Source organism: Streptomyces griseofuscus (assembly GCF_014673495.1).
Taxonomy (GTDB): domain Bacteria; phylum Actinomycetota; class Actinomycetes; order Streptomycetales; family Streptomycetaceae; genus Streptomyces; species Streptomyces murinus.
In genome coordinates, this window is the sequence record NZ_CP051006.1 from 931,183 (window position 1) to 952,059 (window position 20,877).

Consider the following 20,877-nt stretch of genomic DNA (forward strand, 5'->3'; position numbering starts at 1 on the left):
CCCTCAGAAGTCGGCGGTGAGGGAGAGGTCGATCTCGTCGTCGCTCATCTGCGAGATCAACTCCAGCAGTCGGCTCTCCACCTCGGCGGCGAGCCGCCCCACCGTGGGATGCTCGAACAGGTCCCTGACCTGGAGCGGGCAGTCGAACGCGGTACGCAGTCTGGAGGCGACGGCGACGGCGCGCAGGGAGTGGCCGCCCAGGGCGAAGAAGTCGTCGTGGACGCCGACCCGGGGCAGGTCGAGCACCTCGCACCAGATCTGGGCGACGACCGTCTCGGCCGGGCTGCGGGGCGCCACGAAGGCCGTCGCCTCGGGTGCCGCGGGCTCGGGCAGGGCGGCGGTGTCCAGCTTGCCCTGGACCGTCAGCGGCAGCGCGTCGAGCAGGACGAACGCCGACGGCACCAGATAGTGCGGCAGTTGGGCCCGGCAGTGCGTCTGGAGGATCTCCTCCGACAGCCCGTCGGCGACGACGTAGCCCACCAGGGCGGCCTCGCCGCGCAGGGTGCGGACGACGACCGCCGCGGCCCGGACCCCGGGGTGCCGGCGCAGTGCCGCCTCGGCCTCCCTGGGCTCGACGCGGAACCCGCGGATCTTCACCTGGTCGTCGTTGCGGCCGAGGAACTCCAGCTCGCCGGTGGGCAGTCGGCGTACGACGTCCCCGGTGCGGTAGAGCCGCCCGCCGAGCGGCCCGAACGGGTCGGGCTCGAACCGCTCGGCGGTCAGCGCCGGCCGCCCCAGATATCCACGGGCCAACTCGCGCCCGCCGACGAGGAGTTCGCCAGGGACACCCTCGGGGACGAGCTCGCCCCGCGCGTCGACCACATAGGTACGACGCCCGCCCAGGGGCCGGCCGATGGGAACTCGTCCGCCGCGGGCGCCGTCCACGGTGTGCGCGGTGGCCGAGATCACCGACTCGGTGGGCCCGTAGGTGTTGAGCACGGGCACCTGCGGCAGATGCGCGAACCACCGCTCCAGCGGATCGGCGGGAAGTGCCTCCCCACCGGTCACCAGCAGCCGCAGCGAGGCGAGCCGCGGGGCGAGCCGGTCCAGGTGGGAGACCAGTTCCGCCCAGTAGGACGGGGTGAGTTCCATGACGGTGACCCGCTCGGCCGCGACGCGGGCGGCCAGCTCCTCCGGCGCCCAGATCTCGTCCGGGCGCACGATCACCGTGGCGCCGGTGCTCAGCGCCGGCAGGATCTGCTCCAGCGAGGCGTCGAACGACGTGGACGCGAAGGTCAGCACCCGGTCCTCGGCACTGAGCGCGAACCGCTCGCGGGCGGTGGCCACATGGGCGTCCAGGGCGTGGTGCTCTACCCCGACGGCCTTGGGGCGGCCGGTGGAGCCTGAGGTGAAGATGACGTAGGCGAGGTCGCTCGGGTCGGGGGTGCGCGTCGGTCCGTCGGGCAGCGGTCGTACGTCCTCGACGGCTACGGCGCCGACCCCGAGCGCGGTGACCTTCGCGCCGGTGTGCGCGTCGGCCACCACGTGCCGTACCCCGGCCTCCTGGAGCATGTACCGGAGCCGGTCCTCGGGCAGCAGGGCGTCGAGCGGGACGTAGACGCCGCCCGCCCGCCACACGGCGAGCATCGCGGCCACGGACCAGACGCCTCGCCCGACGCACACCCCGACGGGGTCACCGGGAGCGACCCCCCGGTCGGCGAGGCTGGCGGCCAACCCACCGGTCAGGGCGTCCAGTCGGGCATAGTCGAGGCTCGTGCCCTCGCACACCACGGCGGGGTCGGCGGGGCGGCCGGCCACCCGGAACGCCGGTGCGGGCGGCACCTCGCGCCCCGCCGTCGCCACCAGCAGGTCACGCTCCCCCGCGGACAGCAGCGGTGCCGCGTCCACCCGGGTGCCGGGGTCGGCGAGGAAGGCTTCCAGCAGGCGTCCGACATGGCGGGCGAACCGGGTGGCGGTGGCCGGCTCGAAGAGGTCGGCGGCGTACTCGACGTTGAGGGCGAACCCGTCGGGCCGCACCACGAAGGTGGCCGTCAGATCGAACTTGGCGGATCCCCAGGGCAGTTGGAAGTCTCTGGTGTCGAGCCCCGGCAGCCCGGCGCCGCCGGTGGAGGCGTCCTGGACGTCCACCATCACCTGGAACAGGGGGTTGCGGGACAGATCGCGTGCGGGGCGCAGCCGCTCCACGACCCGCTCGAACGGCACCTCCTGGTGGTCGAAGGCGCCCAGCACCACCTCACGCACCCGGTCCACGAGCCCGGCGAAGGTGGGCCGCCCGGACAGGTCCGTGCGCAGCACCACGGTGTTGACGAAGAAGCCGACCAGCGGCTCCAGTTCAAGGCGGCCGCGCCCGGCGACAGGCGTGCCCACGGGGACGTCGGTCTGTCCCGACCAGCGGGCCAGCACCGCCTGGGCGGCGGCCAGCAGCACCATGAACCGGGTCGCGCCGCGCTCCCGGGCGAAGGCGTCCACCCGGTGCACCAACGCGGCGGGCAGATCGATCTCGACGGCACCGCCGCGCCCGGTGAACGCGGCCGGCCGGGGCCGGTCAGTGGGCAGCTCCAGGGCGGGCGTCTGTGCCAGCACCCGCTCCCAGTAGGCGAGTTGCGGTTCCAGCGCCCCGCTCTCGGCACGTTCACGCTGCCATACGGCGAAGTCGCCGTACTGGACCGGCAACGGCGGAAGGTGGACCTCCCGTCCCGCACGCCGGGCCGCGTAGTGGTGGGCCAGCTCGTCCAGCAGGACGCCCTTGGACCAGCCGTCGGTGACGGCGTGGTGCAGGGCGAGCAGAACCACATGGTCGTCGTCGGCCAGCTCCCACACGCCGGCCCGCAGCAGGGGCGGCCGGGCGAGGTCGAAGCGGCGGGTGGCGAGGGCCGCGGCCCGCTGCCGTACGGCGTCCAGGCGGGACTCCTCGTCCGGCCCCTTCGGCGCCGCCTCCCAGTGCAAGGGCACGCCCACCGGGTCGCACACCTGCTGCACCGGGCGGCCGTCGGACTCGATCAGCGCCGTGCGCAGCACCTCGTGCCGGGCCACCAGATCGTCCAACGCCCGCTGCCATGCGTCGCGTTCGAGTCCGCCGCGGACCCGCCAGCAGTACCACAGCAGATAGGAGTCGCCGCGGTCCGAGGTGCGGTCGAGGAACCACAGGCGCTCCTGCGCGAAGGACAGCGGCAGCGGGCGGGCGCGGTCGACGGGCACCACCTCGGTCGTGCCGGAGGTGCGGGCGCCGGCCACCCGCGGGGCGAAGCCGCGTACGGTCGGGTGCTCGAAGACGGTGCGCAGCTCGATGTCCCGGCCGAGCCGCCCGGCGATCCTGGAGACCGCCATGGTGGCGAGCAGGGAGTGCCCGCCCAGGTCGAAGAAGCTGTCGTCGATGCCGATCCGCTCCAGGCCCAGGACATCGGCCCACACCTCGGCGACGATCCGCTCGGTCTCGTCGCGGGGCGCGGCGAAGGCGGCGTCGTCGGCCGGGCGGCCCCGGTCGGGGTCGGGCAGGGCGCCCCGGTCGAGCTTGCCGGAGACGCCGACCGGGAGGGCGTCCAGGGTGACGTAGTCGGAGGGGACGGCGTAGTGCGGCAGATAGCGGGCGCACCAGGCCCGCAGCTCCGCCCGGTCGGGCGCGGCGGGCGCGTCCGGGGCGGGTACGACATAGCCGGTGAGGGCCTGTCCGGTGGCGCGGTCGGGCCGGACGGCGGCCGCGGCGACCAGCGGGCAGGCCCGCAACACCGCTTCCACCTCGCCGAGTTCGACACGGAAGCCCCGGATCTTGACCTGGTCGTCGCGGCGGCCGACGAATTCCAGCTCTCCCCCGGTCGTCCAGCGCACGAGGTCGCCGGTGCGGTAGAGGCGGCCACCGGGCGGGCCGTAAGGGTCGGGGACGAAGCGGTCGGCGGTCAGCGCGGGCCGGTTGAGGTAGCCGCGTGCCAACTCAATGCCACCGATGAGGAGTTCGCCCGACACCCCGACGGGCACCTGCTCGTCGTCCGCGTCCACCACGTAAACCCGCCGGTCGCCGAGCGGGCGGCCGATGGGCACGCTGTCGGCGGGCGGTTCCTCGGCGTCGTAGGTGGTGGCGGTGACGGTGGTCTCGGTGGGCCCGTAGGCGTTGCAGACCCGCACCCAGGGCACGGCGGCCCGCCAGACGGCCAGGGTGTCGGCCGGTACCGCCTCGCCGCCGAGGACCAGCAGCCGCAGCGGCGCGAGGGCGGCGGCCAGCCGCCGGTCGAGGGAGAGGGCCAGCTCGGACCAGTAGGTGGGCGGCACATTGACCACGGTCAGTTCGTGCCGCTGGACGATCTCCGGCACCTGGGTGGGCAGCCAGGGCTCCTCGGGGCGCATGACGACGGTGGCGCCGGAGGTGAGGGCGGGCAGCACCTGGTCGAGAGAGGCGTCGAAGGAGAAGGAGGCGAAGGCCAGCACCCGGTCGGCGGCGGTGATGCCGAGGCGCTGCCGCGCGGCGGCCACGTGCGAGGCGAGCGCGGCGTGTTCGACACCGACCGCCTTGGGGCGTCCCGTGGACCCGGATGTGAAGATGACATGGGCGAGTTGCTGGGGGTCGGGCCGGTGACGGGGCCCGTCCGGGTCCGGGGTGACGGCGGTGACGTCGACGGCGACGGGCGCGAGCGGGGCGGCGGTCACGGCTGTCGCCGGTGCGCTGAGGACACAGGCGAGCCCGGCCTCCTGCGCCATGAACGCGAGGCGTTGCGCGGGCAGTTCGGGGTCGAGCGGTACGTACACCCCGCCGGCCCGCCAGATCCCCTCGATGGCGGCGATCGACCACAGACCTCGGCGCAGTACGACACCCACCGGGCTGCCGGCGGTGACTCCGGCGGCACGCAAGGCGGCGGCGAGTCCGCCGGACATGGCGTCGAGTTCCGCGTACGTGGCGCTGTCGTCGCCGCAGCGCAGCGCGAGCGCGTCGGGCCGCCCGGAGAAGGCGACCGGTGCCGCGGGTGCCGCGGGCCGGTCGGGGGCGTGGTGCCAGTCGCTCCTGGGCCGCGCGGGCGCACCGGGCCCGGCAGCCAGGGTGCGCGCCAACTCGTGTACGGGAGTGGCGGGTTGGGTGATGACGGCCCGCAGCAGGGCGACGTACGCCGTCCCGAAGGCGCGCATCGTAGTGGCGTCGAACAGGGCGGTGGCGTACTGGAGGATGGCGGCGATGCTGCCGTCCGTGCGCAGGGTCAGGTCCAGGAAGAGGTCCAACGGGGTCTCGGTCAGCGGCGGTTCGACGAGCGCCACGTCCAGGTCCGCCATCCGCACCGGCCGGATCGGGGAGTTGAGCAGGGTGAACGACGCCTGGGCGAGGGGGTGCCGGGACAGGTCCCGGGATCCGCCGAGCGCGCCGACCACGAGGTCGAAGGGCGCCTCGGCATGCGACAGATCGGCCGGCACCCGGCGCCGTACCCGCTCCAGCAGGGTGTCGAAGCCGGGCCGTCCGGACAGGTCCGTGCGCAGCACGACGGTGTTCACCAGCGGGCCGATCAGCTCGGCGGCACCGCGCTGGGCCCGGTCGGCGAGGGTGCTGCACACGGCGACGTCGGTACGGCCCGACCAGTGGCCGAGCAGCGCCTGGTAGGCGGTGAGCAGCACCATGTACCGGGTGACGCGGTGGGAGCGTGCCAGCCCGTCCACGGCGGTGACCAGTTCGGCGGGCAGGTCGAAGCGGACGACGTCACCGGAGCCGTCCCAGACCCGGGGCCGGGGCCGGTCGGTCGGCAGCTCCAGCGGGGTCAGCCCGGTCAGCCGCTCCCGCCAGTGCCCGAGCAGCCGTTCCAGCCGGGCGCCGGAGAGCCGGTCGGCCTGTGTGCGGGCGAGTTCGGCGTACTGCACGGCGGGCGGCTGGACCTCCTCGCCCCGGTATCCGGCGGCCAGTTCCTCCAGCAGCACGCCCCAGGACCACCCGTCCACGGCGATGTGGTGGACCTCGACCAGCAGCAGATGCTCGTCCTCGGCTACCCGGGCGAGGGTGGCGCGGATCGGGTGCTCTTCGGCAAGGTCGACGGGGCGGCCCAGGCAGCGGGCGTACAGCTCTTCGGGGCCGTCCGCCGTGACCCGGCGCAGCGTGAGCCCGGCGGGCGCGTCCACGACCGGCACCGGCTCCCCGTCCACGGCGGTGAACCGCGTCCGCAGCACCTCGTGCCGGGCCACGATCCCGTCCAGCGACCGCTCCAGCCGGTCGACATCGAGGCGCCCCCGCAGCCGCAGCACCAACGGCAGCATCGACCCGCTGGAGGACCCCGCCAGCTGGTCCATGAACCACAGCCGGCGCTGCGCGAAGGACGCCGTCCGGGCGTCCACGTCGTTCGGCGCCCCCGCAGGGGCCGGGCCTGTTGTCACTGTCGCCTCCCAGCCGTCTTTTCCCAGCAGCCTGCCGCCACCGGCGGGCACTCCCCAGGGAAGAAGACGCAGCGGTGTGAGCAGAGTCGACTGCGGTTCTGGGGGCGGGGGCAGAGCTGAGGGCGGCGCGCCCTTGCGGTACAGCGGACCGGGTCCTGCTCCTGGAGGGGCGTCCGGGTCGAGCGAGCGAGGTCACAGCCGTACGCATGACGGTGGCGGGCCCGCTACTCCGTCGGGGCGGGTGGGCCGGCCACGCCGACGCAGGCCTCGTTGCCCTCGGGGTCGGCCAGGACCCAGTTCGACGGGGCGTCGGCGTCGTTCACCAGTCGGCCGCCGGCCGCGAGCGCCGCGGCTATCCGGGTCTCGGCCTGGTCGTAGGGCACCCATACGTCGATGTGGATCCGGTTGCGCTGCGGGCGCGGTGCGTCCATCGGCTGAAAGTAGAACGGTGCCCCGCGGCGGAGCGGGTCCATCAGGTCCTCGCCGCTGTGCGCACGGTCCTGGTAGCCGAGCAGCGCACGCCAGAACGCCACCACTTTCGGGCCTTCGAGGGCATCGACGGTGACCTGGACGGTCTGCACGGCGGACGGGTCGGCCGATATGCCCAGCGTGCGGGCCACCGCGGAGATCCGCCGGGCCAGTTCGACGTGCCGCTCGGTCAGCCCGTAGTAGTCGTCCGTGACCGCGATCAGCCGTACGACCACGGCGTCCTGCCGCACGTCGACGTCCGGGTGATCGCCCTCGGCGCCGGGCAACTCTCCGATCGCCCCCACGAACCGGGCACCGACCGCGAACGACCCGGTCCGGAAGTACGCGCACGCCCCCTCGCCCACGACGCGCCAGTCCTCCACACCGGCGCTCCCATGGAAGCGCTCCGGCCGGATACGCTCGCTCTTGCTCTCCGCGAAGGTCATGCGGAAGACGTAGCGCCCGGCACTGACAACCCCCGTCGGCCGTCGGACACTTCAGCCTCAGTGGCTTGCCCGGCGCAGGCTTCGCAGGAAAAGCGGCACCGACAGCAGAAGCAGCGCGCCCTCGACGGCCAGGCTGGCCAGCCCGAGCGGTTCCGTCCAGTTGCCGATGTCATCACGGTAGTCGGGCAGTCCCGGGCCCCGGGAGAGGACGTAACCGAGCAGGGGCCCGACGGCGACCCCGGCGGCCAGCAGCCATCCCGGGCGGACGAGGCCGACGAGGAGCAGTACGGCGGCGACCACGGCCGCGATCTCCAGGACGTGGTAGGCGACGCCCACATACCGGGGATCCCTCGTCGCCGTGATGCCGCCCTGGTCCACGACATGGATCGCGGCCACCGCGAGACACAGCAGCGCCCCCGCCCATCGGGCAGCCCGGGCGGCCTCCGACGTCCTCGCGGCGTGGTGTGGCATACGGGGGCACCCTCTTCTCCGGTGGCGCGGCGTACCTCTGTCAGGTCCAGCCTCGACGGACGGCCGCTCGGCGTCGCCTTCGGCGGTGCGGACGGGTGATGCGGGGGTCATCCCCCAACCAGGTGGAGCGCGGTCACGGGGTGCAGGGTGTCTCCCCCCGGCGGCCCTGGTCGAGCAGCGCCGCCACCCCGTCCAGCAGCCGCTGGAGCCCGAACTCGAAGAGGGCGTCCAGGTCGAGGTCGTAGCCCGCCGTGGCGAGGCGGGAGAGGACGGGGAAGCGGCCGTTGGCCAGGATGTCGAGGAGTTCGGGTTCCCGGGTGTCCATCCACTGCTCGCTGTCGAGGCCGCTGTACGCCTCGGCCTCCCGTTCCGACTCCAGGTTCACGGCGATGCCGCGGGCGTAGTTGAGCAGCATCAGATGCGCGGTGAAGGCGGTTCGCAGGTCGAGGCCGCGGGAGTGCAGGACGGAGAGCATCCACTCGCTGTACGGCAGGGCCGAGACCACCATCTGGGGGCGGGTCACCGACAGGGCCGGCGCGAGCCACGGGTGGCGGCGGAACTGGCCCCACAGCCGCCGGGCGGCCAGCTCGATCGCCGCGCGCCAGTCCTGTGGCGGGTCGGCGGGCAGCGGGTCCCGTGCGATGACCGTGTCCAGCATCCGCGTCAGCAGGTCGTCCTTGTCGGTGACGTGCCGGTACAACGACATGGTCGCCACGCCGAGTTCGGCGGCCACCCGGCGCATCGAGACCGCCGCCAGCCCCTCCGCGTCGGCGACCTCGATCGCGGCGGTGACGATCCGGTCGAGCGCGAGCGCCGACGGGGCCGCGGACGCGTCGGCGGACCGGGTGCCGCGCCGGGTGGCGGCAGCGGGGCGGGCGGGCCGCGCCGGGGGCGCCACGACCGTGCCGACGCCGGGTACGGCGCGGACCAGGCCCTCGCGGCGCAGCTCGGTCAGCACCTTGGTGGCCGTCGCCATGGCCACGCCCCACTGGCGGGTGATCTCCCGGGTCGAGGGCACGCGCTCGCCAAGCGCCAGTTCGCCCGTCTCGATCCGCCGGCGCAGCTCGCCGACGATCTGACCGGAGCGCGACACCGCCTGTCCGCTCATGGACATCCTCCGTACTAGTGCACTGAAGGGGGCCATCGTAAGCCCGCGACACCTGGCGATAAGCCCGTACGTCCCCCTCTCAGCACTCTCACGCACTAGTGCACTGTGCCGTAACTCCCCTGACCAGCATGCCGTTTCGCGCTTGCGTCCTAACTTGCGTACGGCGTACATTCACGCTCATGACCGACAACGAGATACTCATCTGCGGCGCCGGCATCGCGGGGCCCGCGCTGGCGTACTGGCTACGCGAAGGGGGCTTCACGGTCACGATCGTGGAGCGGGCGCCGGCGCCCCGGCCGGGCGGCCAGACCGTGGATCTGCGCGGCGCCGGCCGTACCGTGATCGAACGCATGGGCCTGATGGAGCGGGCCAGGGCGGAGAGCGTGGACCAGCGCGGGCTCGCCCTCGTCGACACCGCCGGACGCGTCACCGCCGCACTGCCCGCCGACAGCTTCGGCGGCGAGGGGATCGTCTCCGAGATCGAGATCCTCCGGGGCGATCTCGCCCGGCTGCTGTACGAGGCGAGCCTGCCCGACACGGAGTACCTGTTCGACGACACGATCACCGCGCTGGAGCAGGACGCGGACGGGGTCACGGTCACCTTCGAGCGGGCCGCGCCACGCCGGTTCGGGATGGTCGTCGGCGCGGACGGGCCGCACTCCGTGGTGCGCGCGCTGGCCTTCGGCTCGGAGCGGGAGTTCGTCCGCCCGCTCGGCCTCTACACGGCCTGGTTCACCGCCACCGACGACCTGGACCTGGACGGCTGGTACATGATGCACAACGCGCCGCCCGGTCTGGTCGCCTCCGCCCGGCCCGGCCGGCTGCCCGGCGAGATCAAGGCGGGCCTCAGCTTCCGCTCGGCGCCCCTCGCCTACGACCGCCGGGACATCGCCGCCCAACACGAGCTGCTGGCCCAGCGGTTCGCCCACGTCAGATGGGAGGCCCCGCGGCTGCTGCGGGCGATGCGCACCGCCCCGGACTTCTTCCTCGACTCCCTGGGCCAGGTCCGCCTCGACGGCTGGTCGCGCGGCCGGGTCGCGCTGCTGGGCGACGCCGGGTACTGCGCGACCCCGCTGACCGGCCTCGGGACCAGTCTCGCCCTGGTCGGCGCGTACGTACTGGCCGGCGAACTGGCCATGGCCGGGGGCGACCACCAGGCCGCGCTGCGCCGCTACGACGAGGTCATGCGCCCGTACGTCGACCAGGCCCAGCAGCTCCCACCGGGCGGCGCCTCCGGATACGCGCCCAGGAGCCGCCTCGGCATCCGGCTGCGGGACCTCTCCATGCGTCAGATGACCCGCCGCCCGATGCGGAACGTGCTCGCCGCACAGTTCGCCAAGGCCGGGAACATCGAGCTGCCCTCCTACAGATGGGGCTCACAACTCCCCGGGCGCCGACAGGAGTTCGGTGTCTGAGCGGGGGCGGGAGGCGAGGTCCGCCACGTGGGTGGGGCAACGGGGACGTCGCCGGTGAACAGTGTCCCGGCACGGCTGCCGGCGGCCGACTCGCGCACGAGCACCTCGCCGGGCGTGATCGGATCCGGGGCGGCGGACTCGTCGTAGCGCACCCGGCCCCGAGGAACACGGCGCCGCCCGATCCATCGACCGACCGCTCTCCTGCCGTAGCACGGCCACCCGCGACCCGGACGGCACACTCGGCCGTCGTCGCCCGGGTCGGATGTCCGAGAGGCCACGGATCACGCCCGTCGGTCGTAACCGGTCGACGGTTGCGGCAAGTCGACCGTGACGCCGGGTGTCCAGTCGCAGTCGGTCGGCCCCCGCGAGAGCTCCCGGGCGGCTGCCGTACGTCGCCGCGCGGGCATACCCGGCCGCCGTCGCCCGCCGGACCGGTTCCCCACCGAGGAAACCGGTCCCCGTCGAGGAAGCCGCTGCCGCCGATGACGAGGTGCGTCAGGCTGTGCCTTGCCCGAGGTTCGGGAGCGAGGCCGAGTGCGAGGTCGAGACGGAGGTAGAGGCGGATGACCACCATGCCGCATGGGGAGTACGAGGAGACGGGTCCGCGGGAGGAGCCGGTGATCCGGCTGCACCGCTGGGACGCCGACTGGCCGGACGACGACCCGCACGCCAACTTCAAGTCCGACGTCGTCCTTTACGGCCGGCTCGATCCGCTCGCCACCCTGCGGGGCATGGCCGAGAACCTGGACATCCCGGTCGGCGCCCTCGCCCGCTATGTGCTGGCGCGCTGGGCGACCGGCGGCAGCGGCGGTCTGCTGGAGGTGGGCCCGGTGATGGTGCACCGGCTGTGGGAGCCGATCGCCGAGGCGGAGCGGCAGGACAGCGACAGCGAGCGGCTGCGGGCGTACCACCAGCTGCGGCAGATGATCGCCTGGCTCAAGCTGCCGCTGGACGAACCGAGCGTCTATCCGGCCCACTTCGAGGACGGTCCGGCCGACACCACCCGGTGAACTGCTGGAACCATGGTGACGGCCACCCGTTTCGGCGGGTCGCCCGCCCACGCACCCCGCTCACCCAGGAGTTTCCCGTGTCCGCACCGGACGTCGGCACCATCACCAGCCGCGAACGCTCCGCCAAGCCCCCCGTCCCGCATGCCGCGCTCGGCGTGGGCGCGATCGTCCTCGGTGAGCGGGGCGTCCTCCTCGGCCGCCACCAGCGCGGCACCCTCGAACTCCCGGGCGGCACGGTGGAGCCCGGGGAGTCCCTGGAGCAGACCGTCGTACGGGAACTCGCCGAGGAGACCGGGCTGATCGTGCGCACCGAGGACGTCGGGCTGCTGGGCACGCTGGTCGACCATGTCGAGGACGTCGTACGCGTCACCGTCGGCGCCCTCGTCACCGCATGGCGGGGCGAACCGGCCACCCAGCCGGACGAGCGGGTCGGCGACTGGGCCTGGTACCCCCTGGACAAGCTCCCCGACGGCCTGTTCGTGTGCAGCGCGCAGATCCTCACCGCCTGGTGCGCCGAACTGCCCATCGCGCACGCCCCGGCGCACTTCACCCCGTACGCCTAGGAAGACCCCGTACGCCGGGGGAGGAAGGGCGGCCGCCGCACCCGACACGGCCGGCCGCCTTCCCCCGTACGTCCCCTACAGCGCCTTCTCCAGCCGCTCCGCCATCAGCTTCACGAAGCGGGCCGGTTCCTTCGGCTGGCCGCCCTCCGCCAGGACCGCGAGGCCGTACAACAGCTCGGCGGTCTCGGCGAGTTCGGTGCCGTCGCCGTGCTCGGTGTACGCCTCGTTGAGCCCCTGGACCAGGGCGTGGCCGGGGTTGAGTTCGAGGATGCGCTTGGCCCGGGGGACCTCCTGGCCCATGGCGCGGTACATGTTCTCCAGGGCCGGGGTGAGTTCATGCGCGTCGGAGACGACGCAGGCCGGGGAGACGGTGAGCCGGGAGGACAGCCGTACCTCCTTGATGTCGTCCTCCAGCCGCTTGCCCATCCACTCCAGCAGACCGGCGTACGCCTCGTTCCGCTTCTCCCGCTCGCCGTCGGCGCCCTCGTCCTCGCTCTTCGCGTCGAGGTCGAACTCGCCCTTGGCGACGGAGCGCAGCTTCTTGCCCTCGTACTCGCCGACCGCGTCGACCCACACCTCGTCCACGGCGTCGGTGAGCAGCAGCACCTCGATGCCCCGGTCGCGGAACGCCTCCATGTGCGGGGAGTTCTCGATGGCCTGGCGGGATTCGCCGGTCAGGTAGTAGATGTCGTCCTGGCCGTCCTTCATCCGCTCCAGGTACTGCTTCAGCGTGGTCGGCTCGCTCTCGTGGTGCGTGCTCGCGAACGAGGACACGGCGAGCAGGGCCTCGCGGTTCTCCGCGTCGGTGACCAGTCCCTCCTTGAGGACGGTGCCGAACTCCCGCCAGAACGTGGCGTAGCGGTCCGACTCCTCGCCCATCAGGTCCTTGATCGTGGAGAGGACCTTCTTGGTCAGCCGGCGGCGCATCATCTCGATGTGGCGGTCCTGCTGGAGGATCTCGCGGGAGACGTTGAGCGTGAGGTCGGCCGCGTCCACGACGCCCTTGACGAAGCGGAGGTACGGCGGCAGCAGCGCCTCGCAGTCGTCCATGATGAACACGCGCTTGACGTAGAGCTGTACGCCCCGGCGGAAATCCCGGGTGAACAGGTCGTGGGGGGCGTGTTCGGGCAGGAAGAGCAGCGCCTGGTACTCGAAGGTGCCCTCCGCCTGGAGCCGGATGGTCTCCAGCGGGTCGCGCCAGTCGTGCCCGATGTGCTTGTACAGCTCGTGGTACTCGTCGTCGGACACCTGGTCGCGGGGCCGCGCCCACAGCGCCTTCATGGAGTTGAGGGTCTCGGGCGCCGGCTCCTCGCCGTCGGCCGGGGTCTCGGTCACCATCCTGATCGGCCAGGTGATGAAGTCCGAGTACCGCTTGACGATCTCCCTGATCTTCCAGGGGGAGGTGTAGTCGTGGAGCTGGTTCTCCGGGTCGGCCGGCTTGAGGTGCAGGGTGACCGAGGTGCCCTGCGGCGCGTCCTCGACCGCGGTCAGGGTGTACGTCCCCTCGCCGCGCGAGGTCCAGCGGGTGCCCTGGCTCTCCCCGGCCCGCCGGGTCACCAGGGTCACCTCGTCGGCCACCATGAAGCCGGAGTAGAAGCCCACGCCGAACTGGCCGATGAGCCCCTCCTCACCGGCCGCGTCCTTGGACTCGCGCAGCTCGCGCAGGAATTCGGCGGTGCCGGAGTTGGCGATGGTGCCGATGAGCTGCCCGACCTCCTCGTAGGACATACCGATGCCGTTGTCCCGCACGGTGAGCGTGCGGGCCTCGCTGTCGATGTCCAACTCGATGTGCAGGTCGGAAACTTCGGCGTCGAGCGCGTCGTCCCGCAGCTTCTCCAGGCGCAGCTTGTCCAGTGCGTCGGAGGCGTTGGAGACGAGCTCGCGCAGAAAGACATCCTTGTTCGAGTACACGGAGTGGATCATCAGCTGGAGCAGCTGACGGGCCTCCACCTGAAACTCAAACGTCTGCGTCGACATGTTCGCGGATACCTCACAGGTCCTGTCGTCCGAACTGGGCGCCAAACACTGTAAAACACCACGTCGGAGCAGGGTGCCAGATCAGGCCCAGAGGGACTGCGCGAGCGCGGCGCCCAGGAAGGCGGCACCGAGTCCGGCGACGATGCTCGCGACGACGTTGGCGGCGGCGAAGAAGCCCGCCCCGTCCTCGGCGAGCCGCAGCGTCTCGTAGGAGAACGTGGAGTACGTGGTCAGCGCCCCGCACAGCCCGGTGCCGATCAGCAGCTGGAAGTTCGAGGACAGCCCGCCCGCGACGACCGCCCCGGTGATCAGGCCGAGAACGAGGCTGCCGACGACATTGACGGTGAAGGTGCCCCAGGGGAAGACGGTGTCGTGCCTGGACTGCACGGTGCGGTCGGTCAGATAGCGCAGTGGTGCGCCGACGACGGCTCCGGCGATGACCAGCAGCCAGTTCACGAACTCTCCTTGTCGTCATGGCCGCCCGGGCACACGATCTCGCAGTGGTCGATGGTCACCAGGCCCTCGCCGACCAGCTCGTCGAGCTGGGGCAGGAAGGCCCGGACGCGTTGTTCGGTGTCGATGACGACCACGGCCACCGGCAGGTCCTCGCTGAGGGAGAGCAACCGGCGGGTGTGGATCAGGGAGGTCGCCCCGAATCCCTCCACGCCCCGGAACACGCCGGCGCCGGAAAGCCCGGCCCGGTGCGCCCGGTGCACGATCTCGGCGGAGAGGGGCTTGTGGTGCCACATGTCGTCCTCGCCGACGAGGACCGTGAGCCGGAGGCCGGGAGCGGTCGTTGTCGTCATGATGTTCTCCACTCGATGACGCGCCGGGTGAGGTGCGCGGTGGTCCAGACGGCCGCGAGGGCGCCGAGCGCGGTCGCGACGAGGTCGAGCAGGCCGGTGGTGGCCCGGCCGGTGTCGGTCAGGCGCTCGATGTCCACGGTGTAAGTGGAGAAGGTGGTGAATCCGCCGAGCACACCGGTGCCGAAGAAGGGTCTGACCAGGCGGTGCCCGGCGCCGATGTCGGTGATGACGACCATGAGGACGCCGATGACGGCGCAGCCGCTGACGTTCACCCAGAACGTGGTCCACGGGAAGGCACCGGACGCGGTCGGCCACAGCAGCGCGGTGGCGTAGCGGGCGCAGGCCCCGATGGCGCCGCCGACGGCGATGGCCGCGAGGACCGGTCCCTGCGTGCGCCAGGGCACGCTCCGACGGGCCGGCGTGCGCCGCTCGATGCCGCGTTCGGTGGCTGCGTTCAGCGCGGTCCGCTCTGCCACATGGGCCTCCTCTTACAGGGCGCCCGGGGCGTGCGGGGGCGCACTTCGTCATAAGGAGGGACCATTGGCGGCGACATTGCCGCGGTTGGGTACGGCGGGACCCACCGCCGTGCGGGGACCGAGGTCGCACCGCGCAACCAGGATAGCGCGGAGGGCGGAGGGCCTGATGACGGGCTGCCCCGGCGCCGTCCGGCAGGACGAACGGGGGCTCGGCGGCGGGCCCGACATACCCCCGCAGACCCTGGCGGAGCGAATGTCGGAATTGCGAAAGTCAGCAATTAATTCGGCGCTATGTTCGCTCCAGGACGGGCCCCGGCCGGTCCTACGCCACCACCCCGAGGCGATCCGGGCGGCCAGCGGCCACCTGGAGGGCGTCGTGCCCGCGCTGCCCGCGCAGCGGACCGTCCCGGTGTCCAGTGAGGAAGCCGTCCGATGAGCGGAACCTCCAGCGCGGAAGACCCACAAGGCGCGTCTGCTCACCGCGCTCACCGGGGTCGGGGACCTGGTCACCGTGAGGGAACTGGTCCTCGTCCTGGGCGGCACCGCGGTGGTCCGCGCGGACGCCGACGGCGAGGGCAAGAGCATCTGGATCACCGGCCCGCACCGGATCGCTCGCGGACCGCGCAGGCGGTGCCGCCGCTGTTCGCGCCCACCCTCGTCCTCGTCCCGGTGGCCGCCTCGGTCTCGACGTTCCCGGCCCTGTGGGAACCGATGGCGCCGGCCTCCCAGACACCGGCGTTCACCGAGCACGCCGAGCGGCGGACGGTACGGCAGGCCGACCGCTGGTACGCGGTGCCGACCTATGACTGCCTCGCAATGATCGGGCGGTTCGCCGAGGAACTCGCCGGGCCGGTCACCGCGCTGGGCGCGGCACCGTCGCCTCCCAGGTGGAACCGGGCCCCGAAGGGACGCTGCGCCGGGTCAAGAACGACCTGTGAGCCCGCAGACCCCCCGGGCCTCGGCGGACGGAACGGTCCGGTGCTCGGCGCCGCGCGGCCACAGCACCTCCACGTCGACGCCGTGGCTGCGCGCGTAGGCCACCAAGTGGGCCGTCGCGTCACGCCCGTTGGAGGGTGAGCCGTCCCAGATGGCCAGCACCCGGGCGCAGGAGCGGACCAGGGCCTCGTCGGCGCTGATGCAGGAGGCGCGGTCGCCGGGGTCGTACTCGACCAGACGCACCATCTGCGACAGCAGCAGCAGTTCACCGGCCGCCTTGCGATCCGGCTCGGCGACGTGGGCGGGCACGCCGCTGAGGGTCGGCAGCACGGTGACCAGGGCCAGCCCCGCCTTGCGCGCGGCCCGCCCGAACACCACGGGCAGGCCCTTGCCGGCCCGGACCAGCCCGGCACGGCCGGGGCGGGCACGGTCGGCCAGCCGCGAGCGCAGCTCCTCCTCCAGGATGGCCAGCGTCGGCACGGTGAGATCCGGATGTCCGACCACGGCGATCACTCCTGACCTTCCCTTCCTCGCATGCGCCGATCATCGTCATGCGCGGCCGCCGGGCACAGGGGCCTTCGGCAGAGATTCCGGGGCCGAACGGCCCATGGACGAAGGCGGCGGCGATGCGCCGGGCGCCGATGTGCGAGGCGTGCGGCCGGGGTCCGGGGGTTCGGCCGGTTTCATGGCCCCGGAACGATCTGTGGGGTAGTTTGAGACATAGGTCACACTCGCCACTTATGTACGCATCCGTGGTGATCAGGGGAGGTTCTGGTTGACCCCGGCACAGCTGCGGGCGTTCTCGGCGACCGTCCGGCTCGGCTCCGTGAAGGCAGCGGCGGCGGACCTCGCGGTGACCGAGGCCGCCGTCTCGCTGCACATCGCCCATCTGCGCCGGGAACTCGGCGACAAGCTGTTCACGCGCACGGGCAGCGGGCTGGCGTTCACCCCGGGCGGGTTGCGGCTCGCCAGCCGCGCGGCGCAGATGCTGGGCCTTCAGGACCAGACCGTGCTGGAGGTGCAGCAGGCCGGGGCCGGGCGGCGGCTGCTGCGGGCCGCCACATCGAGCCTGTTCGCCGAGTACGCGGCGCCCGGCCTGATCGAACTCTTCGCGGGGCGGGCCGACGATCTCGACGTCGAACTCAGCGTGCACGATCCGCAGCGCTTCCCGCTGCTGCTGCTGGAGCGGGCGGTGGACGTGGCCATCGGGCCCCGGCCGGCCACCGTGGACGCCTCGATGAGCTGTACGCACTTCCTCAACTACCAGGTGATCGCGGTCGTCGGCGCCACCCATCCGCTCGCCGCCCGCACCGGGCCCGCCGGGGTCGCGGAGCTGCGCGAGCAGACCTGGCTGCTCGGGCCCTCGGCGGTGGGGCGGGCCGGGATAGTGCCGTCGGTGCTGCGGCGGCTCCAGATCCCCGAGGACCGCCAGCGGATCTTCCAGAGCCACACCGCGGCGGTGGACGAGGCGAAGCACGGCACCGGGGTGGCGCTCGCGGTGACGTTCGCGGTCAGCAAGGACCTCGCCGACGGCGACCTCCGGCAGCTCGGCGGCCCCCAACTGCCCGCGCGGGGCTCCTGGAACCTCCTCACCCTCGGCGACCGCGAGGCCCCGCCCGCCGCCGCCGAACTCCGCCGCTTCGTCACCACCCCGCGCGCCACCCAGGCCATGCTGCGCGGCGCGGGGGTCACAGCGGGCCGGTTCCGTCCGGCGATCCATGTGACGCTGTGGAGCTGAGCCGCGGCGTCACCGCTGCGCTTCGATCAGGATCTTTCCGCTTCTGTGCCCGACGGCGGGAGCCTGGAGATGCCCGGCGAGTGCGCTGAGCCCGACCCGGTGTGACACGGCCGTACGCAGCAGGCCGCGGCGCAGCTGCTCGAAGACCGGCGCGAACAGCTCGGGCAGATACCGCCGTCCGTCCCCGTGGACGGTGTCGCGCAACCGGAACAACTCCACGCGCGGGCCCCCGGGTTCGGTGAAGCACCGCGCGGGCAGCGGCCTGCCCGACAGCAGCCCGTAGTGGACGAGCACTCCGTCGGCGGACGTGAGCGCGCAGACGTCCGCGCCGACCTCGCCGCCGACGCAGTCGTAGGCCACGTCGATCCCCCGGGGCCCGGCCAGCGCCCGCAGCCGTTCGCGCCACCCGGGCTCGTCCGTCCGGATCAGGGCCCGCCACCGGGACGGCTCGGCGACCGTCCGCCCCGGCGTTCCGCGTACGACCCCGATCGGCGCGACACCGCGCGCGGTGAGGAGTTCCGCCAGGTGTCCGCCGATGACCGAGTTCGCCGCCGTGACCACCACAGCGCGCACCCCCGGCCGGCAGAACCGCTCGACCATCGTCACGGGGGTCAAGGGGTTGATGTAGGCGAAGCAGGCGAGGTCGTCGGGGAGATCGTCCGGGACCGGGACGCACCAGGAGTGGTCGAGCCGCTTGTACTGCTGCCAGGCCCCCGCGGACCCCAGCGGAAGCACCCGCCGGCCCAGCGCCGCGGCGGGCACCCCCGGTCCGGCGGCCTCGGTCACACCGACGCCGTCGAACCCCGGGACCAGGGGGAACGACGTCCGGGTCCCGTAGGCGCCCGAGAGACGGTGACCTCGTCGGAGGGATTGACGGTCGACGCGAGCATCCGCACCACGACCTCGCCCGCGCCGGGGGCCGGGGCCCCTCCACCTCGCGTACGGCCAGCACATCGGCGAGGCGACCGGGTGAGTCGACGACGGCGGCCAGCATCGACGGCCTCCCTTTCCTGCACATGCCGGAACGTCCCATCCTAGGAACGCCGAGGATCGCGACTCCGACCGGGACAGCGCCGGGGACGCCCGCGAGGGACGGCCGCGGGGCCTACTCCCACACTTTCGTGCGACGCCGAGGCGGGCCGCCGCGCCCCGTCAGCCGGGCCACCTCCGGGGCCACCCGCAGCAGGGAGGCGAAGGTGTCCGCCGGGAGAAGCAGGTCGATGTACGGGAGCGCGGCGGTCATCGTCGTCGTACGGGGGCGGTAACCCGGGGCGCCCGCGCGGGGGTTGAGCCAGACGACCGTATGGGCGCGGCGGCGCAGCCGGGCCATGGCCGCGGCGAGGCGCTCGGGCGGGTCGCCGTCCCAGCCGTCGGAGGCGATCAGCACGACGGCGCCGCGCAGCGCGCCCCCGTGGTGGGAGGCGAGCAGGGTCTCCAGGCAGTGCGCGATCCTGGTGCCGCCGAACCGGTCCTCGACCCGCCGCGACGCCTCCTCGAACGCCGTCTCGGCCGAGCGGTGCGCGAGCACCTGGGTGAGCCGGGTCAGCGAGGTGGCGAAGGCGAACACCTCGGCCCGCGTGGTCAGCGCGAGCGCCCGCATCAGATGCAGATAGGCCACCGCCTGCGCCTGCATCGACCGGCTCACATCGCACAGCACCACCACCCGCCGGGGCCGGTCCAGGGGCCCGGTGCGCACCAGCCGGACCGGTTCCCAGCCGGTGCGCCGGGAGCGGGCCACCGTCTCCCGGATCGCCACCCGGGGCCCGCCAGGACGCCGCGCGTACCGGCGGGAGCGGCGCGTCGGCCACTGCCGCAGCCCTGTCTCCAGCCACTGCCCGAGCAACGCCGCCTCCCGCTCGCCCAGCCGCTCGAACGGCGTGTCCACGGCACCGGCCAGCTCGGTCGGCAGCCGCTGCGGCACGGTCAGTACGTGTTCCTCGCCCGGATCGGCCGCCCCCGCCACCGGCGGCGGCGTCACCCACGGCAGCCCCGCGTCGTCCACCGGGTCGCCGTCCGCACCGACGGGCAGCGTGGCGCGGACGTCGTCTGCGGCTGGTGGCACGGCGCCCCGGCCGGTACGGCGGGCGTGCGGGTCCAGGGACAGTACGGCGTCCCCGAACACCGCGTCGAAGACCTCGTCGAAGCGGGTCAGACACGGCTGGTCGCGGACCAGGGTGACCCGGGCCGTCCAGTACAGGGCGGACCGTGTCGTGGGCCAGGACGCGGCCAGCGCGTGTACGAAGTCCCGGGCCGAGGTCAGGCCCACGGGCACGCCCCGGCTCCGCAGCCGGTCGGCGAGCGCCACGGCGAACGCGGCCCGGTCGACGGCGGGCAGGAACGGCTCGGTCGGCGTCATCACACGGGCTCCCGTGTCACCGCCCGGCCGGGCTCAGTGCACCGCCCAGTAGATCACCACGCCGACGACGACCGCGCCGACGGCCACCGGGACGAGCCGTTTGTACACCGACTTCCCGGCGTACTGCATCAGGTCCAGGGGTTCGTTCTCGCGCACGGTCGGCTGCGGGCGGGCGGCGGGCCGGGGCGCGGCGGACTCGGACCGAGGGGGCGCTGAGGGTCGTACGGCAGGGGCATCCGCAGGGGCATGGGACTCGGCGGCGGTCGGCTCGGCGGTGCTCTGCTCTACGGTGGTCGCGGACGAGGGTGCGGGCGCGGCCGCCCGGGCTTCGGATGCCTCCGGCTCCGTCGGCTCCGCCGGTTCCGGCTTGTGCAGCAGCTGCTCCTCCACGTTCGCCACGAACTGCGCGAACAGCTTCTCGGAGATCTCCTTGATCATGCCGCTGCCGAACTGCGCCAGTTTCCCGCTGATGTTGAGGTCGGTGCTGACGCTCACCACGGTGCCCGTGCCGTCGGGCCGCAGCCGGGCGTGCACGGTCGCGGAGGCGTTGCCCTGGCCCCGGATGTCCTTGCCGGAGGCGCTGATCACCGCGCTGTGGCCGGCCTCGTCCTGCTCGGTGAGGCGGGCGGTGCCCTGGAACTGGCTGGTCACCGGCCCGACCTTGACCTTCACCTTGCCCCGGTAGACATCGCCGTCGACCCCGGTGAGCTGGGCACCGGGCATACAGGGGGCGAGGCCCTCCAGATCGGTGAGCGCCTGCCAGGCCCGCTCCAGGGGCGCGTCCACCCGGAACTCGTTGTCGATCTTCAT

The 20,877-nt window shown here is 73.1% G+C and carries 16 protein-coding genes and 1 pseudogene; 5 read left to right on the forward strand and 12 right to left on the reverse strand.

What is annotated here, in order from left to right; genetic code table 11:
* Nucleotides 1-3 precede the first annotated feature (3 nt).
* From HEP81_RS04120 to HEP81_RS04135, 4 genes are all read right to left on the reverse strand, one after another.
* The gene (locus HEP81_RS04120) at nt 4-6,297 is read right to left on the reverse strand and encodes a non-ribosomal peptide synthetase (RefSeq protein WP_051850239.1); all 6,294 of its coding nucleotides are present in this window, start codon (nt 6,295-6,297) and stop codon (nt 4-6) included.
* A gap of 224 nt (nt 6,298-6,521) precedes the next feature.
* Nucleotides 6,522-7,211, reverse strand: a complete 690-nt coding sequence (locus HEP81_RS04125; protein WP_037657021.1) for a VOC family protein — start codon at nt 7,209-7,211, stop codon at nt 6,522-6,524.
* A gap of 57 nt (nt 7,212-7,268) precedes the next feature.
* Nucleotides 7,269-7,682: a hypothetical protein gene (locus tag HEP81_RS04130; protein ID WP_037657019.1), complete on the reverse strand. Its 414-nt coding sequence runs from the start codon at nt 7,680-7,682 to the stop codon at nt 7,269-7,271.
* Between the two features lie 133 nt (nt 7,683-7,815).
* Entirely contained in the window at nt 7,816-8,790 is a 975-nt protein-coding gene (locus HEP81_RS04135; protein ID WP_037657018.1) for a TetR/AcrR family transcriptional regulator C-terminal domain-containing protein, read from the reverse strand.
* Nucleotides 8,791-8,969: 179 nt separating this feature from the next.
* Here HEP81_RS04135 and HEP81_RS04140 point away from each other — a divergent pair, with 179 nt between their 5' ends.
* The 3 genes from HEP81_RS04140 to HEP81_RS04150 all read left to right on the forward strand — a co-directional run bounded on the left by HEP81_RS04140 (nt 8,970) and on the right by HEP81_RS04150 (nt 11,778).
* Nucleotides 8,970-10,205, forward strand: coding sequence for an FAD-dependent monooxygenase (locus tag HEP81_RS04140; protein WP_037657017.1), 1,236 nt, complete (start codon nt 8,970-8,972; stop codon nt 10,203-10,205).
* A 563-nt stretch (nt 10,206-10,768) separates the two neighbouring features.
* Nucleotides 10,769-11,215 carry a DUF6027 family protein gene (locus tag HEP81_RS04145; protein WP_051850238.1) on the forward strand — a complete coding sequence of 149 codons (447 nt, stop codon included), beginning with the start codon at nt 10,769-10,771 and terminating at the stop codon, nt 11,213-11,215.
* A gap of 77 nt (nt 11,216-11,292) precedes the next feature.
* Complete coding sequence (locus HEP81_RS04150; RefSeq protein ID WP_051850237.1) at nt 11,293-11,778, forward strand: nucleotide triphosphate diphosphatase NUDT15; 486 nt, start codon at nt 11,293-11,295, stop codon at nt 11,776-11,778.
* Nucleotides 11,779-11,853: 75 nt separating this feature from the next.
* Here the strand turns inward: HEP81_RS04150 and htpG are convergent, their stop codons facing one another.
* From htpG to crcB (HEP81_RS04170), 4 genes are all read right to left on the reverse strand, one after another.
* A complete protein-coding gene (htpG, locus tag HEP81_RS04155) occupies nt 11,854-13,755 on the reverse strand; it encodes a molecular chaperone HtpG (protein ID WP_037657015.1) in 1,902 nt (633 codons plus the stop codon).
* Between the two features lie 81 nt (nt 13,756-13,836).
* Nucleotides 13,837-14,211: a fluoride efflux transporter CrcB gene (gene crcB / locus HEP81_RS04160; protein WP_037657013.1), complete on the reverse strand. Its 375-nt coding sequence runs from the start codon at nt 14,209-14,211 to the stop codon at nt 13,837-13,839.
* On the reverse strand, nt 14,208-14,561 hold the full coding sequence (locus tag HEP81_RS04165) for a DUF190 domain-containing protein (RefSeq protein ID WP_037657012.1): 354 nt from the start codon (nt 14,559-14,561) through the stop codon (nt 14,208-14,210). Before HEP81_RS04165 ends, crcB (HEP81_RS04160) begins: the two co-directional genes overlap by 4 nt.
* Nucleotides 14,558-14,995, reverse strand: a complete 438-nt coding sequence (crcB, locus tag HEP81_RS04170) for a fluoride efflux transporter CrcB (protein ID WP_375139897.1) — start codon at nt 14,993-14,995, stop codon at nt 14,558-14,560. The genes HEP81_RS04165 and crcB (HEP81_RS04170) overlap by 4 nt, the downstream gene beginning before the upstream one ends.
* Nucleotides 14,996-15,524: 529 nt before the next feature.
* Between crcB (HEP81_RS04170) and HEP81_RS41225 the strand changes: the two are divergent.
* Nucleotides 15,525-15,638: pseudogene (locus HEP81_RS41225) on the forward strand (ATP-binding protein); the annotation flags it as partial.
* A 320-nt stretch (nt 15,639-15,958) separates the two neighbouring features.
* Here HEP81_RS41225 and HEP81_RS04175 read toward each other — a convergent pair.
* Nucleotides 15,959-16,486 (reverse strand): hypothetical protein, encoded by a 528-nt coding sequence (locus tag HEP81_RS04175; protein ID WP_051850236.1) that lies wholly within the window; start codon nt 16,484-16,486, stop codon nt 15,959-15,961.
* A gap of 262 nt (nt 16,487-16,748) precedes the next feature.
* Here HEP81_RS04175 and HEP81_RS04180 point away from each other — a divergent pair, with 262 nt between their 5' ends.
* Nucleotides 16,749-17,711 (forward strand): LysR family transcriptional regulator, encoded by a 963-nt coding sequence (locus HEP81_RS04180; protein WP_037657008.1) that lies wholly within the window; start codon nt 16,749-16,751, stop codon nt 17,709-17,711.
* A gap of 9 nt (nt 17,712-17,720) precedes the next feature.
* Here the strand turns inward: HEP81_RS04180 and HEP81_RS04185 are convergent, their stop codons facing one another.
* The 3 genes from HEP81_RS04185 to HEP81_RS04195 form a co-directional block, all read right to left on the reverse strand.
* Nucleotides 17,721-18,665: an alcohol dehydrogenase catalytic domain-containing protein gene (locus HEP81_RS04185; protein ID WP_421673923.1), complete on the reverse strand. Its 945-nt coding sequence runs from the start codon at nt 18,663-18,665 to the stop codon at nt 17,721-17,723.
* Nucleotides 18,666-18,816: 151 nt separating this feature from the next.
* Nucleotides 18,817-20,067, reverse strand: a complete 1,251-nt coding sequence (locus tag HEP81_RS04190; protein ID WP_051850235.1) for a vWA domain-containing protein — start codon at nt 20,065-20,067, stop codon at nt 18,817-18,819.
* 33 nt (nt 20,068-20,100) lie between these two features.
* Entirely contained in the window at nt 20,101-20,877 is a 777-nt protein-coding gene (locus HEP81_RS04195) for an SRPBCC family protein (RefSeq protein WP_037657006.1), read from the reverse strand.